Origin of the sequence: Porticoccus sp. Uisw_050_02 (genome assembly GCF_047729555.1) — a bacterium.
Lineage (GTDB): Bacteria > Pseudomonadota > Gammaproteobacteria > Pseudomonadales > Porticoccaceae > Porticoccus.
Map to the genome: position 1 here is coordinate 254,265 of NZ_CP159825.1, position 15,560 is coordinate 269,824.

A 15,560-nucleotide genomic window follows, 5' to 3' on the forward strand; every position below is an offset into this window, starting at 1 on the left:
TTTTTGGGGCTAGGATACCAATAAATTATGCGTCGTTCCTTAGTAGCCGGAAATTGGAAAATGAACGGCGACAAGAAAAATATAGCTACTTTAGTGGCAGGTTTGCTTGACTTAGAATGCAAGGCAGACGTTATTATTTTTCCTCCTTATGTTTATATACCGCAAGTGTTAGCGAGTCTCTCAGATACAGTTATTGCTGTAGGCGCGCAAAACGTTTCTGAACGCAAGGTTGGCGCATACACTGGTGAAGTGTCATCTGAGATGTTGCGAGATATAGGTTGTCAATATTGCTTAGTGGGTCATTCTGAGCGTCGTAGCCTCTACGGGGAAAATGATCGCCAGGTTGCAGAAAAATTTTATCAGGCTCAGCTAGCTGGGTTGAAGCCTATTCTTTGTTTGGGTGAAACCCTCAAACAACGAGAACAAGGTGAAACTCTTGGCCTTATTTCTGCACAGATAGATACAGTGTTAGACTGCGCTGGAGTAAGCTGCTTTTCTGATGCAATCGTTGCTTATGAGCCTATTTGGGCGATCGGGACTGGCAAGTCTGCAGCTGTTGATCAGATCCAGCTCGTGCATCAATACATTCGCGAAAAATTGGGTGAATTTGGGGCAAAGACGAGAATTTTATATGGAGGTAGTGTCACTCCTGCCAATACTGCTGAGCTGCTTGGTCAGGCGGATATTGATGGGATTCTTGTTGGCGGCGCTTCTTTAGATATTGGCGCATTTAGTGAGATGTGCCAAATGGCATAATTGCAATTAACTAATAATTTGGCTGAATTAAGACAATGGAAAAATTAACATTAATCATACATATTCTCACGGGACTAGCCATTATTGGCATGATTTTGCTGCAACAGGGAAAAGGTGCAGAGGCTGGCGCATCTTTTGGTTCTGGCGCATCGCAAACTATGCTTGGCAGTGCGGGTAGCTGGAATTTTTTCAGCAAGATTACAGCTATACTTGCGACAATTTTCTTTGTTACTAGTTTTGCTCTAGCTGTCACAGCAAAAGATCGTTCAACTTTAAAGGAAGGTATTTTTCCTAACCTAGAAGCCATCCAACAGTCAGCAGAAACTGAGCTGCCGAAAATTGATATTGTTGATGAAGCCTCTGATATACCAAAATGAAGTTTAAGCAAAAAATTGCCCAAGTGGTGGAATTGGTAGACACGCTATCTTGAGGGGGTAGTGGCGAAAGTCGTGCCGGTTCAAGTCCGGCCTTGGGCACCAATTTGTGCAAATAACCTTCACCAATAACAACATATGCTGCAATAATTTATGTCTTGTGGGCATAGATTGTATTCTTAAGGGTCATTACTTTGACCTTCAAACACCCTTTAAAATTTAATTATTAATTTATCCTCTAGGGTCTAATAGAGCCTCTGTCTTATTTTGATAGAGTGCCTTTCTGAGTAAGCGCTTAAAAATATACATAGACAGTTAGTGTATGGTTACCAGCATTCTTGTCGTTAAGTTTTCAGTTGTTTGTCGACACTAGCATTCTTATAAAATTTCTCCATAATCCCATTATTATAAGAATGTTTCACATAGCAAATTTTTCTACATGGAATAAATGCCAATGGTTCATAGATTTACTAAGATAAGAGAGGATCGAAGATTTCAGGGCGCAGTTATCGCTATTATTCTATTGTCTTCTCTTTTGGTGGGATTTCAGACATACGAAGCAAGTAATAAGTATGTAAACATGCTTGTTTTTTTAGATTATTTTGTGACTATATTTTTTGTTATCGAGCTATCAATAAGATTCTTAGGAGAAGAAAAAAAATCATTATTTCTTAAAGATGGCTGGAATCTTTTTGATTCAGTTATAGTTCTTGCCTCTCTAGTTCCTGTTGCGGGATCATCTGTTCTGATATTAAGATTACTGAGAATTTTTAGAATCTTGAGAATAATATCTGTCGTTCCAGAGCTAAAGGCTTTGGTCGAGGCATTATTACAGTCACTGGCAAGATGCGGCTATGTGATGTTAATTTTATTTATTATTTTGTACATCTATGCAGCGATAGGATCTATGTTATTTTCTGTAGATGATCCAGCAAGATGGGCCGACTTAGGTATTTCGTTGCTGACTTTAGTGCAAGTGATGACTCTTTCTAGCTGGGAGACAGTAATGTTGCCAATGCAGGCTTTGTATCCATGGGCATTTGTGTATTTTGTTTCATTTGTTTTTATAACAGCCGTGGTGCTCTTAAATTTAGTAATTGCTGTATTGGTTGATGTGGTATCCAAGTCAAATATTACAAAATAAACCACTAACTTAAAATTTAATTAAATTTGGACACAAAAGGAACTAAAATATGAAAATGATACAGAAGATGTGCGCTGCTTTGTTGCTGGCTGGATTGTCAAGCGCTTATGGTGCTCACCATGAGGCAAACGAACATGAGTATAAAACTACTCCCGATCAAGCAGAAGAAGAAAGAACAGTGCGTGCCTCTTGCGCTGAAGATGCAGCTAAACCAAAGCCTAAATTCTTAGATGAAAAAACTTGTCTAGAAACGCACGGATATAAGGTTAAGAATTAGCATGGAGGGCAGGTGTGGGTTGCTGTAACAAATTCTAGTAATGGTTATTGGCAGCTTTGAAGGCTTATAATACGAATTTATTGCCCACTGGTGCAGCATAGTCTAAAGTGATTTAATAATAATTAAATCAAATTGACAGGGGTTTAAGTGTCAAAAAAAAGCCTGCTAATAATTTTTTTGCTGAGCCCTCTTCTGGCTGGTTGTATATTCTCTAGTCCTCAGCCGCCCAGCAACCAGTCTAATATTTGCTCTATATTTGACGAGAATCCCGAATGGTACGACTATGCTAGAGACTCTCAAGAAAAATGGGGAACAAGTATTTCTACCCAGATTGCGTTTATTAAACAGGAGTCATCTTTTAGGCATGACGTAAAACCACCGAGAGATAAATTGTTAGGGATAATTCCTTGGTTTAGATCTTCTTCTGCATATGGCTATGCTCAAGCTCAGAATGCAGTGTGGTCAGAGTATGAAAAAGAAAGAGGGTCTCTTTTTTCAAGAAGGTCCCATATGAAATACGCCACTGATTTTATTGGTTGGTATAACAAAAAAAGCCGAGAAACTTTGGGTATTAGCAGTGTTAATGCCGAGCATCTGTACTTGGCCTACCATGAGGGTCGCGGTGGCTATAAGCGAAAAAGTTATCTTAAAAAAAATTCATTGCGTAAAATTGCAAAAAAAGTTGGCCGTCAGGTAAAAACCTACCAAGGGCAACTTGCTAGCTGTGAAGCAAAGTTCAAATGCAGGCATTTCTATCAGATTTGGCCAATCTGTCGCTAGGAATAGTTGGGCCACCAGTCTGTTGGAGCTGTATGGCTAGTAATTAAAAATGATAAAGAAAAGACTGGGTATTTGCAGGGGTTTATCTTGACCGAGCGTGATCTGATCTCTATAATCTTCGCCTCTCAAGAGTGCCGTGCAGGAGTTTTGAGGCAAGACCTTTTAGGGATTATAGCTTGATGACAATTGCAATTTTGTGAAGACCATCAATTAAGTTAAGTTGAAAAAATTTGTTGCGGGGTGGAGCAGTCTGGTAGCTCGTCGGGCTCATAACCCGAAGGTCGTTGGTTCAAATCCAGCCCCCGCTACCAAATATTTACATAGGGTGATCTTCCTATGTTGATGTGATGAAATAGCTCACGTTCAAAAAGCCCCTTTTAGGGGCTTTTTGTTAGGTGGCCTAAGTCACTAAGAGTGACTGAATGTCGCCCTGGTTGAGAAAGTCGAGAGGTTTTAGTGGCAACGAGACAGGATGCACTTGTAGCTTTAGTTGTCCCAGTGGTGGATGCCATGGGATGCAGGTTTTGGGGATTGGAATATTTGTCTTCTGGGCGTAGTGCTATGCTGAGGATATATATTGAAAATGATCCCATTACAGTTGAAGATTGCGAAAAAGTGAGCCGACAGGTTGCCAGCTTGCTGGACGTTGAAGATTTGATCACCAGTGAGTATACACTGGAAGTGTCTTCTCCTGGTTTGGATAGACCACTGTATACATTGGTTCAATATGAACAGTATAAAGGTGAAAAAATTGTTTTAAAATTACGCTTGCCTTATGAAGGCAGACGTAATTTTAAGGGGTGCTTAAATGGCATAGAGGGGGAAAACGTTCTATTGGCAGCTGATGGTTGCGAATTTATCTTCCCAATTAATAGCATTGAAAGGGCGAATATTGTCCACTCCTTCTAAGGGCAGTTGCGAGGCTGAAAAATGAATAAAGAAATTTTGATGGTGGCAGAAGCCGTCTCAAACGAAAAAGGCGTATCTTCAGAGGTTATTTTTGAAGCCATAGAGCAGGCTTTAATAACGGCGACGAAGAAACGCTATGACGAAGATTCTAATATTCGCGTGGTTATTGATCGCGAGACGGGTGGTTACGAGTCTTTTCGTTGGTGGACAGTGATGGATGACGAAACTATGGCTGAGCTTGGTACTCAATTAACTATTGAGGAGGCTCACGAAAAAGACGTTAATCTTAAGGCTGGCGATGTCTTTGAAGAAAAAATTGAAGACATTGGTTTTGGGAGAATTGCAGCCCAAACTGCAAAGCAAGTAATAGTTCAAAAAGTGAAAGATGCCGAACGAGCTCTGGTTGTTGATTTATTTATTGAGCAAGTCGGAAGCTTGGTCAGTGGAACCGTGAAGAAAGTAACGCGTGATAATGTGCTGATTGATCTTGGTAATAATGCTGAAGGTGTTCTGCCTCGTGAAGAATTGGTCGGACGTGAAGTATTTCGAGTAAATGATAGAGTGAGAGCCATATTGCAGGGCATTAATCCTGAAAATAGAGGCCCACAACTCCTCCTTAGCCGTAAGTGCAACGAAATGCTGATAGAGCTATTTAGTATTGAGGTTCCCGAAATTGCAGAACAAGTTATTGAGATTCGTGGGGCTGCCAGAGATCCAGGCTCAAGAGCAAAGATTGCGGTAAAAACTAACGATGGGCGAATAGATCCTATCGGCGCTTGCGTAGGGATGAGAGGCGCACGAGTACAAGCAGTGTCTAATGAGCTGGATGGAGAGAGAATAGACATCGTCCTCTGGGACGACAATCCTGCACAATTGGTCATCAATGCAATGGCCCCAGCTGAAGTGGAGTCTATTGTTGTTGATGAAGAGTTAACAATAATGGATGTAGCTGTTTCAGAGAACTCTTTAGCAATGGCCATTGGTCGTAGCGGACAAAATGTTCGTCTTGCGTCTGAGTTAACTGGATGGAAAATTAATGTAATGACAGTTGATGAGGCTGAAGCAAAACAAGAAAAAGAGTCTCAGGGTCTGGTTGGCCTTTTAAAAGAACAGCTTGATATAGGCGAAGATATCGCTACAGTCTTGGTTGAAGAAGGATTTGCCTCTCTTGAGGAGGTAGCTTACGTTCCACTGGAAGAAATGGCAGGTATCGACGGATTTGATGAAGATTTAGTAGAAGAGCTGCGCGCTAGGGCTAAAGACGCCTTGTTGTCGATAGCCCTATCTTCTGAGCAGGATACCTTGCATCCGGCAGAAGACTTGCTGGCAATGGATGGCATGAATGAAGAGCTAGCAAAAAAGCTGGCTGCTTGTCATATCATCTCGATGGAAGATCTAGCTGAACAGGCAGTAGATGATTTGCTAGATATTGATGGTATAGATGAAGAACGAGCGGCCGAATTGATTATGACTGCACGTGCGCCCTGGTTTGCTGACGAAGACAGCAATAGTTGATCTAGAAGACTCATAATTGAGGAATATTGATGGCTGAAGTTACTGTAAGTGAGCTTGCCAAGCTTGTGGGGACATCTGTGGAGCGCCTGCTGAGTCAAATGCAGGAAGCAGGCTTATCGCAAGATAAGCCCGATGCGGTTGTCGATGACCAAGAAAAGCAAATATTGCTAGCACACTTGAAAAGTTTGCATGGTGGTACATCTGGTGATCCAAAGAAAGTTACACTCAAGCGAAAAACTCTAAGCACCTTGAAGACAAGTGCTGGCAGGAAAACAGTTAATGTTGAAATTCGCAAAAAACGGACTTATGTGAAGCGTGATGATGAAGGAATTGAGGTTAATCCTGATGAAAATAAAAATCTAGAAATTACAACTATTGATGCTGAAGATCAAAGACAAGCGGCAATAATTTCTCGTCGCGTATCAGAAGCACAATCTCAAGAAATTATACAAGATTCTGGGTCTAACAATGAAGAGAAGAAAAATCAATCAGTTGAAAATAACGTTGCGCCTACTGTCTCTAACCCGGTTTCTGGTGATATCAACGAAATTCCAGTAGAGCCAACAAAGACCATTAAAAAGCATGCAAAAGTATATGATATCGCCCCTGTCAATGACGAAAAAGAGGAGATAGCTAAGAAACCAAAAAAACGCGCCGCGGTCAAAGAACCTAAACGTAAAATTGTAGATCTACTGAAAGCAGCCGAAGAAGAATCAGAAGAAGAAAATAAGCCTCGGCTTCGCACTGGTGTGAAGATTGCTAAGGTTAAGAATGTGCATACATTTAAAAAACCAACGGACAAAATTTTTTGCAACGTAGAAATTCCAGAAGAAATTCTTGTCAGCGACTTGGCGAAAAAGATGTCAGTAAAAGCTACTGTTGTTATTAAAGCTCTAATGAAGCTAGGGACTGTAGTTTCAATTAACGAACCTATAGATCAAGATACTGCGATTCTTGTTGCTGAAGAGCTTGGTCATACTACTTCTTCTATTGCTGGATCAAAAGAAGAAGAAGCAATGATAGAAGCTTTGCAGACCCCAGTAGAGGAGTTCCTGGTGACGCGGGCCCCCGTTGTTACGGTCATGGGCCATGTCGATCATGGTAAAACATCGCTGCTTGATTATATCCGCAAAAGTCGAGTAGCCTCAGCAGAGGCTGGAGGTATTACCCAGCATATTGGTGCATATCACGTAGATACCCCAAAGGGAATGATCACCTTTTTGGATACGCCTGGACACGCTGCTTTTACTGCCATGCGTGCTCGTGGTGCACAGAGTACAGACGTTATTATTTTGGTGGTTGCTGCTGATGACGGGGTCATGCCACAAACTGAAGAGGCGATACAGCATGCTCGGGCAGCAGGCGTCCCTCTCATAATTGCGATAAATAAAATTGACAAAGAATCTGCTGACTCTGAAAAAGTAACTAATGAACTGTCTGCAGCGGGTGTTATTCCTGAAAGTTGGGGTGGAGATACCCAGTTCATTGAGGTCTCCGCACAGACAGGCGTAGGTATTGATGATTTGTTAGAGGCGGTATTACTACAAGCAGAATTACTCGAATTAAAAGCATCTTCTAGTATTCCCGCCAAAGGAGTGATTATTGAGTCAAGATTAGAAAAAGGCCGTGGCGCTGTTGCAACAGTCTTGGTTCAGGCAGGAAAGTTAAAAAAAGGAGATTTGGTGCTCGCGGGAGAGAGTCTTGGCCGCATTCGAGCGATGAGCGATCAAGCAGGAAAAACAGTAACAGATGCTGGCCCCTCAATCCCGGTAGAGATATTAGGCTTGGATGCGCCGCCAGCTGCTGGCGATGAATTTCTTGTAGTAAGTGATGAGCGCAAAGCAAAACAATTGGCAGAATTCCGACAAAATAGAGTCCGCGATGAGGCGGCCGCACTCAAGAAATCTGCAAAGTTAGAAAACATGTTCGCTACGTTTGAGGGTGGCGAGGAGAAAAGTCGCTTACCTATAGTAGTGAAGGCCGATGTTAGAGGTTCTTTGGAAGCTATATTGGCTGCTCTTCACGAGATGGGGAATGAAGAGGTAGAGATAGAAGTTATTTGCTCAGGGGTTGGGGGTATAAGCGAATCAGATATTAATTTGGCAGTTTCTTCTCGTGCTGCAGTGATAGGGTTTAACGTAAGAGCTGACAATACAGCTCGTCGTTTATCAGAAGAAGAGGGGTTAGATCTCCGATATTATAGTGTCATATACAATGTTTTGGATGATGTAAGGCAAGCATTAAGTGGGTTACTGTCTCCTGAAAGGCGAGAGGAGATTCTTGGTATCGCCGAAGTGCGTGATGTGTTTGGGTCGCCAAAATTTGGTGCGATTGCTGGCTGCATGGTTATAGAGGGCGTAGTGTTTCGACATAAACCGATCCGAGTGTTACGAGATAGTGTGGTAATTTATCAGGGCGAATTAGAATCATTGAGGCGCTTTAAAGACGAAGCTAGCGAAGTTCGAAATGGCGTTGAATGCGGTATTGGGGTGAAAGATTATAATGACATCAAATCTGGTGATCAGATTGAAGTTTATGAGATTACAGAGATAGCTCGGAAACTATAAACAAGGCTCAGAATTATGCCTCGAGAATTTACACGTAAAGATAGAGTATCCGACGCTCTTCAGCGAGAACTATCTAAATTGATCCGCGATGAAGTTCGTGACCCTAGGTTAGCAATGGCTAATATCACTGCTGTAGAGGTTAACCGCGACCTTGCTAATGCCAAGGTATACGTTACTTTTGTAGGACTATCGTCCGAAGAAGAAAGTCGAAAAGCTACAGAAATACTAAACGGTGCTGCGGGATTCTTGCGAACCAGAGTTGCTCGTGAAATGCAGTTGCGTATCGCTCCCCATCTTCGCTTTATATATGATCATAGCGGCAAAAGAGCCCAAGACTTGACGGCTATAATAGAGCGAGCGGTATACTTGGATAAGCAACACCAGATAAATCCAGATGAACCTGTAGACCATTCTGGGGAAGATTAGCGTTGGGGCGCCGCAATAAAGGACGTCAAGTTAATGGAATTTTGCTGCTAAACAAACCACTTGGCATTTCTTCTAATGGCGCATTACAGAGGGCCCGACATTTGTTTCTTGCTGCTAAGGCTGGACACACTGGTAGTCTCGATCCTTTAGCGACAGGGGTTTTACCAATTTGTTTTGGAGAAGCAACAAAATTTACCCAGTTTCTTTTGGATGCAGATAAAAAATATAATACAACCATTCGCTTTGGCGTCTCCACCGCTAGTGGAGATTCTGGGTCAGAGGTAGTTTCTGAGCTGGGCGCTGAGGACCTAACCGCAAAAAAAGTGGAAGCAGTTTTGGCTGAATTTCGTGGAAATATTGCGCAGGTACCTTCGATGTATTCCGCACTAAAGCATGAAGGACAGCGATTATATAAGCTGGCTCGACAGGGAATAAGTGTAGATAGAAAAGCCCGTGATGTGATAATTTACTCTTTAGAGATGATAGGGTTTCGTTTTGGTGAATTTCCAGAGGCAGACATAAAGGTTCATTGTAGTAAAGGGACTTACATTAGAAGCTTGGCTGAAGATATAGGCTCTCGATTAGGCTGTGGCGCTTATGTGTCAAAACTACATAGAGGCGCTGTCGGTCAGTTTGATGAAAAAGATTCAATTACTATGGGGGAGCTGGAATCTATAGGCGAGTCTAGGCTTACAGCTAGTTTAGATTGCTTGCTTAAGCCTATGGATGCTGGCATTCAACACCTAATAGCTATCTATTTGCCTGAAGATGTTGCTTTTTATTTTTGCCAAGGACAGGCCGTAATGACGACACAGGCCTATCGCGAAGGCAAAGAAGGCGATATAGTGCGGGTCTTTCATCTGGATGGTTCGTTTTTGGGTGTTGGTGAAATCACAATTGATGGCAAGCTAGCCCCTAAGCGTTTAGTAATTTAATTTTATTCATAGGATACCTGTAAATATGCGCGGGCATCCTGAATCTTAAGCCGCATATTGGAGAAATATATGTTAAATGCAGAAGAAAAAGAAGTAATTGTTAAAAATAACGCTCAGTCTAAAGGTGATACTGGTTCTCCAGAAGTCCAAATCGCTTTACTAACAGCAAATGTTAATAAACTACAAGGCCATTTTGGTGATCATAAAAAAGACCACCATTCGCGTCGTGGCCTAATCCGCATGGTAAATCAACGTAGAAAACTGCTTGATTACCTTAAAGGCAAGGATGCTAGTCGCTATACGCAATTAATTGCTAAGCTTGGACTACGTCGATAAGAAGTGATTAATGGCTCCCCTGGGAGCCGTTAATAATTATAAGGGAAGTGAAAACAATACCTTTTGTATATTATGGCTGATCGAGTTACCTATAATTATCTAGATTTTGAATAAAAAATTAATATAAATAAAATCTAAACTTTACGGGTAATTATTGGTAACGCGAGCAGCTTAATTTCTGGTATTTTTTTAAAGCTTCATGCTATTAAGAACTATTAGGAAATAAATTTTATGAAACCTGTAATAAAAACATTTCAGTATGGAAAGCATACTGTCACATTAGAAACTGGCCGTATTGCGCGTCAAGCAACTGCAGCAGTTTTGTGTACTATGGACAAGACATCAGTGCTCTGTACGGTTGTTGCTGACAAGCAGGCCAAAGATGGACAAGACTTCTTTCCTCTTGGTGTTCATTACATTGAAAAAGCATACGCTGCTGGTAAAATTCCTGGTGGATTTTTTAAACGCGAAGGTCGACCAAATGAGAAAGAAACACTTACCTCTAGGCTGATAGACCGCCCTATCCGCCCTTTGTTTCCTGATGGGTTCAAAAATGAAGTGCAGGTAGTTTGTACTGTAATATCAGCAGAAAAAGATATTGATCCAGATATTGTAGCTATGATTGGGGTATCTGCTGCTTTGTCTATTTCTGGAGTTCCATTTAATGGTCCTGTGGGCGGCGCTCGCGTCGGCTACACATCAGATCTTGGTTATACCCTCAATCCAACTTACTCTGATTTGGTTGAGTCAGACTTGAACATGGTTGTAGCGGGGACTAAAGACGCAGTGTTAATGGTGGAATCAGAGGCAAATGAGCTGTCAGAGGATATTATGTTGGGGGCAGTACTTTTTGCTCATCAAGAAATGCAAGCAGTGATCCAAGTTATTACTGATTTAGCTGATGTGGCTGCTAAAACGAGATGGGATTGGCAGCCAGCGTCACAAAATTTAGAGCTTGCAGATGCCCTTAGTTCCAAAATAGGTAACGATCTAGACAATGCTTATCGTACAACAGACAAACAGGAAAGAGTAGCTCTGCTTGAAGGCCTTCGCAGCGATGCGATGGGCTTAGTGAGCGAGATAGCCGGTATCAGCGAAGAAGACGTGCGTGATGGTTTTAAAAAGCTTGAGAAGAAAATTGTGCGTGGCCGCATTACTCGCGGTGAGCCACGTATTGATGGTCGCGATAGCAAAACTGTTAGGGCTATTGATGTAGAGGTTGGTGTATTGCCGAAGACCCATGGCGCTGCGTTATTCACACGCGGAGAAACTCAGGCGTTAGTAACGACCACTTTGGGTTCCATGAGAGATGCGCAGCTGATTGATGCTCTGGAAGGTAAGCGTGAAGATCCCTTCATGCTGCATTATAACTTCCCTCCTTATTCTGTTGGTGAATGTGGCCGAATGGGATTTACAGGCCGACGTGAAGTTGGTCACGGTAAGCTGGCTAGACGCGGGATTAACGCGGTATTACCTTCTGCTGAAAAATTTCCGTACGCTATACGCGTGGTATCCGAGATTACTGAATCTAATGGATCTAGCTCAATGGCTTCGGTGTGCGGAGCAAGCCTATCTTTGATGGACGCAGGGGTTCCACTAAAGGCTCCAGTGGCCGGCATTGCCATGGGTTTAGTCAAAGAAGAAAGTGGATTTGCAATATTGACAGATATCTTAGGTGACGAGGATCATTTGGGTGATATGGATTTCAAAGTGGCAGGTACAGCACAAGGCGTTACTGCGCTCCAGATGGATATAAAAATTGAAGGTATCACTGAAGAAATTATGGAGGCCGCGCTCGAGCAGGCTCTTCATGCTCGACTGCATATTCTTGGTGAAATGAACAAGGTTCTTGCTAGTTCTCGCGACGAGGTATCCGAAGCAGCACCTCGTTACCATACAATGAAAATTGATGCGGATAAGATTCGTGATGTTATTGGTAAGGGTGGAGCTACTATTCGTTCTTTAACAGAAACAACTGGGGCTACCATTGATATTAGTGATGACGGAACTATTCGCATCTATAGCGATGACTCTGACGGACTCAATGACGCTATTTTCCGTATCGGAGAGATTACTGCAGAAGCCGAAGTGGGCCGTATTTATGAAGGCACCGTGGCTCGAATTGTTGATTTTGGTGCATTTGTTACTATCATGCCTGGTACAGATGGCCTCCTACATATCTCTCAAATCGCAGAAGAGCGTGTTGAAAAAGTAACAGACTACCTCAAAGAGGGTCAAGAAATTCGCGTGAAAGTGCTTGATGTTGATGCCCGTGGACGAATTAAACTTTCTATGAAGGAAGTAAAAGTAGATGTAGAGGAAAAAATTATTGCGGCAGTTGATGAGGAGGGTGCAGGAGAGTCAGCCGAATAATGTTGTAAATTTTTTCAGTATTTTTTTAAAAGCGAGGCATGCCTCGCTTTTTTTATGGATATTTTTTGTTATATGATGATTTTTCAGTGAAAAAAAGTAGCTTGGAGTTACAATCTTAAGTATGGATAATCACCACCCTTTTAAATCACCTCAGTTTGAACGACAGCAGTTTCGTGCCCGACTTTTTTTTGGGACATCTTTGATGGTGCTTTTGGTCTCCATACTGCTCGGTCGCTACTATTATCTGCAGGTTATTAAATACGAAAAATTTATGACGAGATCTGAAAGCAATCGAGTTCTGGTTGAGCCCATAGCTCCTACACGTGGATTGATTTACGATCGAAATGGAGTTTTACTAGCTCAGAACCGAATCAGCTTTAGTTTGTCTGTTGTTATTGAGAGAGCTGATGATCTTGGATTGTTGTTGGAAGAAATTTCTAGCCTGATCACTCTATCTGATAAAGAGAAAAGTCAGTTTTACAAGCAACTAAATAGACGACGACGACCTTTCGAGTCAGTTCTACTGAAAATGGACTTAAGCGAAGAAGAACAGGCAATACTTGCTGTTAATCAATATCATCTTCAGGGTTCTTTGGTGACCGCTAAGCTGTTAAGAGAGTATCCTTTTGGACAAAATTTTGCCCATGCGCTTGGATATGTAGGGCGTATAAACGATCATGAGATCGATACACTGGACCCTGTTCTTTACACAGGAACCCTTGTTTTAGGAAAAACCGGACTAGAAAAAAAGTATGAAAACGACCTCTTAGGCAGAGTTGGTTATCAGACGGTAGAGGTTAATAATCGAGGCCGTATGATGAGGCTGCTTCAGCGCGAGAGTCCTATTGATGGAAAGGATTTACATCTATACTTGGATTATCGACTGCAACGTCAAGCCTATAGGTTGCTGGAGGGAGAAAAAGGAGCCATTGTAGTTATAGAAATTGATACCGGAGGGGTCCTCGCGATGGCTAGTGCTCCAAGTTTTAATCCAAATGAATTTGTTTCTGGTATAAGCCATAAGAGCTATAGTGAATTAACTCACTCATCGGAATTGCCTTTGTTTGATAGAGCTCTGCGCGGACAATACCCTCCAGGATCTACCGTGAAGCCTGTTTATGGTTTGGCTGCGTTAGACGAAGGTGTGATTAATGAAAACTATAGAATAAGTGACCCTGGCTATTTTAAGCTACCTAATTCAGAGCACAAATACCGAGACTGGAAAAAAGGAGGGCATGGAAATAATATCCACTTGCATGATGCAATCGTTCAATCCTGTGATACTTTTTTTTATAATCTGACCAATCTTATGTCTATTGATACTTTTGATCGCTACGGTTCGGCTTTTGGGTTTGGGCAAAAGACTGGCATTGATATGCCTCTTGAGCGAAAGGGAATTATGCCATCACGTTCCTGGAAGCAGGAAGCTCGGAGCATGCGTTGGTATACAGGTGATACCGTAAATGTAAGTATAGGACAAGGATATACTCTGACTACGCCTATACAGTTGGCTGTTATGACCGCAGGCATAGCAAGTCGCGGCGAAATGCGTACACCGCAGTTGGTTCAGAATCAGCAGAATATCTTACCAGTAAAGAGAAAAATTGAAATCTCAGAAAATCATTGGAATTATGTACACCAATCGATGGAGGATGTTGTGCATGGCGCCAAAGGCACCGCGAGAGGTATCAGTAAGGGCCTTAACTACAAAATTGCGGGAAAAACTGGCACCGTGCAGGTGATAAAGATCAAACAAGAAGAAAAATACGATGCAGGAGCTACCGCAAAACGTAATCGCGATCATGCTTTATTTGTAGCCTTTGCCCCAAGAGAAAATCCAAAGATTGCAGTAGCGATAGTTATAGAAAATGCTGGATCCGGCTCATCCCAGGCCGCTCCTGTTGCTAGAAAAATTATGGATGCCTATATGAATTTTTATCCTGAGGCGTTAGGGGGGCTATGATGACCCAAAATGATTTTGTCCGACAAATGCGTCCAGGAAATTCCGCTTTTTACGATACCCGTAGCCAGTGGAATAGATTTCATTGCGATATTCCTATGATTGTGTTGCTTTTGATTCTGTCTACGGTCGGACTACTAGTACTTTTTAGCGCCAGCAGTCAAAATATTTCTCTTGTAAAGTCTCAGCTTGTTCGGTTTGGTATTGGGTTTATCGCAATGATTGCGCTAGCTCAAATTCACCCTCGTTTTTTTGAACGTTGGGCGTTTCTTCCCTACTTGGGAGGTATTTTATTATTAATAATGGTGCCATTATTTGGCATAGAAAAAAATGGTGCACAGCGTTGGCTAAGTATAGGTGTTCAGTTCCAACCTTCGGAAATTATTAAGGTTTCGATCCCCTTGCTTTTGGCTAGTTATTTAGCCAAAAGATCTTTTCCTCCTAGCTTTAAGCATGTATTTTTTTCATTGTTATTTATTGCTATCCCTGTAGGCTTAGTTGCAAATCAGCCTGACTTAGGGACAGCAATCTTGATCGCGATTGCGGGGTTTTCTGTATTATTTCTGAGCGGGTTACCAGGGCGTTATTTAATTTTTTCTTCCCTATCGCTAGCTGTGGTAATACCCATGGGTTGGCTGTATGTACTGCATGATTACCAGAAACAAAGAATTATTACCTTATTTGATCCAGAGTCTGACAAGCTTGGTGCAGCTTGGAATATTATTCAATCTACTGTTGCCATTGGTTCTGGGGGCTTCAACGGCAAAGGCTGGGGACATGGCACTCAGTCTCAGTTAAATTTTCTTCCAGAGAGTAGTACAGATTTTATTATTGCTGTTTTTGCAGAAGAGTTTGGGTTATTTGGGGTGCTGTTGCTTGTAGCTCTATACTTCGCCCTTATTGCAAGATGCCTCCTTATTAGTGTTAGAGCACAGAGTATGTTCGGCATGTTATTTGCGGGGAGCTATACAGTTTTATTTTTTGTTTATATTTTTGTGAATATGGGGATGGTGTCAGGTATTCTGCCTGTAGTCGGTGTGCCACTACCTTTCATGAGTTTCGGCGGAACATCTGTTGTGACGCTGATGTGCGGGTTTGGTATTTTGATGGCTATTAGTACAGAGAAAAATGATATGGAAAAAAAGCGTGGCGGTTAGCTTGCTAGTCACCGCCAAATTTATTCATGGGGACATCTTAGGAGATAGTTA

Annotated in this window: 14 protein-coding genes and 2 tRNA genes; all 16 read left to right on the plus strand. The window is 42.1% G+C overall.

The window, feature by feature from the left end:
* Positions 1–27 precede the first annotated feature (27 nt).
* The 16 genes from tpiA to rodA all read left to right on the plus strand — a co-directional run bounded on the left by tpiA (position 28) and on the right by rodA (position 15,509).
* Entirely contained in the window at positions 28–756 is a 729-nt protein-coding gene (tpiA, locus tag ABXT41_RS01210; RefSeq protein WP_415391021.1) for a triose-phosphate isomerase, read from the plus strand.
* Between the two features lie 35 nt (positions 757–791).
* Complete coding sequence (gene secG, locus ABXT41_RS01215) at positions 792–1,133, plus strand: preprotein translocase subunit SecG (RefSeq protein WP_415391022.1); 342 nt, start codon at positions 792–794, stop codon at positions 1,131–1,133.
* 17 nt (positions 1,134–1,150) lie between these two features.
* A tRNA-Leu gene (locus ABXT41_RS01220) sits at positions 1,151–1,235 on the plus strand.
* 349 nt (positions 1,236–1,584) lie between these two features.
* Positions 1,585–2,274, plus strand: coding sequence for an ion transporter (locus ABXT41_RS01225; protein WP_415391023.1), 690 nt, complete (start codon positions 1,585–1,587; stop codon positions 2,272–2,274).
* A gap of 49 nt (positions 2,275–2,323) precedes the next feature.
* Complete coding sequence (locus tag ABXT41_RS01230; protein ID WP_415391024.1) at positions 2,324–2,551, plus strand: hypothetical protein; 228 nt, start codon at positions 2,324–2,326, stop codon at positions 2,549–2,551.
* 147 nt (positions 2,552–2,698) lie between these two features.
* Entirely contained in the window at positions 2,699–3,331 is a 633-nt protein-coding gene (locus ABXT41_RS01235; protein WP_415391025.1) for a hypothetical protein, read from the plus strand.
* A gap of 234 nt (positions 3,332–3,565) precedes the next feature.
* Positions 3,566–3,642, plus strand: a tRNA-Met gene (locus tag ABXT41_RS01240).
* Positions 3,643–3,787: 145 nt separating this feature from the next.
* Complete coding sequence (rimP, locus tag ABXT41_RS01245) at positions 3,788–4,240, plus strand: ribosome maturation factor RimP (RefSeq protein WP_415391026.1); 453 nt, start codon at positions 3,788–3,790, stop codon at positions 4,238–4,240.
* A 21-nt stretch (positions 4,241–4,261) separates the two neighbouring features.
* Positions 4,262–5,755, plus strand: coding sequence for a transcription termination factor NusA (nusA, locus tag ABXT41_RS01250; RefSeq protein WP_415391027.1), 1,494 nt, complete (start codon positions 4,262–4,264; stop codon positions 5,753–5,755).
* A 29-nt stretch (positions 5,756–5,784) separates the two neighbouring features.
* Positions 5,785–8,322 carry a translation initiation factor IF-2 gene (gene infB, locus ABXT41_RS01255; RefSeq protein ID WP_415391028.1) on the plus strand — a complete coding sequence of 846 codons (2,538 nt, stop codon included), beginning with the start codon at positions 5,785–5,787 and terminating at the stop codon, positions 8,320–8,322.
* Between the two features lie 15 nt (positions 8,323–8,337).
* Positions 8,338–8,748: a 30S ribosome-binding factor RbfA gene (gene rbfA / locus ABXT41_RS01260; protein WP_415391029.1), complete on the plus strand. Its 411-nt coding sequence runs from the start codon at positions 8,338–8,340 to the stop codon at positions 8,746–8,748.
* A gap of 2 nt (positions 8,749–8,750) precedes the next feature.
* On the plus strand, positions 8,751–9,683 hold the full coding sequence (gene truB / locus ABXT41_RS01265) for a tRNA pseudouridine(55) synthase TruB (protein ID WP_415391030.1): 933 nt from the start codon (positions 8,751–8,753) through the stop codon (positions 9,681–9,683).
* A 69-nt stretch (positions 9,684–9,752) separates the two neighbouring features.
* Positions 9,753–10,019, plus strand: a complete 267-nt coding sequence (gene rpsO, locus ABXT41_RS01270; protein WP_415391031.1) for a 30S ribosomal protein S15 — start codon at positions 9,753–9,755, stop codon at positions 10,017–10,019.
* Between the two features lie 231 nt (positions 10,020–10,250).
* Positions 10,251–12,392: a polyribonucleotide nucleotidyltransferase gene (pnp, locus tag ABXT41_RS01275; protein WP_415391032.1), complete on the plus strand. Its 2,142-nt coding sequence runs from the start codon at positions 10,251–10,253 to the stop codon at positions 12,390–12,392.
* A 121-nt stretch (positions 12,393–12,513) separates the two neighbouring features.
* On the plus strand, positions 12,514–14,355 hold the full coding sequence (mrdA, locus tag ABXT41_RS01280) for a penicillin-binding protein 2 (protein WP_415391033.1): 1,842 nt from the start codon (positions 12,514–12,516) through the stop codon (positions 14,353–14,355).
* Positions 14,352–15,509, plus strand: a complete 1,158-nt coding sequence (gene rodA, locus ABXT41_RS01285) for a rod shape-determining protein RodA (protein WP_415391034.1) — start codon at positions 14,352–14,354, stop codon at positions 15,507–15,509. Before mrdA ends, rodA begins: the two co-directional genes overlap by 4 nt.
* The last annotated feature ends 51 nt before the right edge of the window (positions 15,510–15,560 follow it).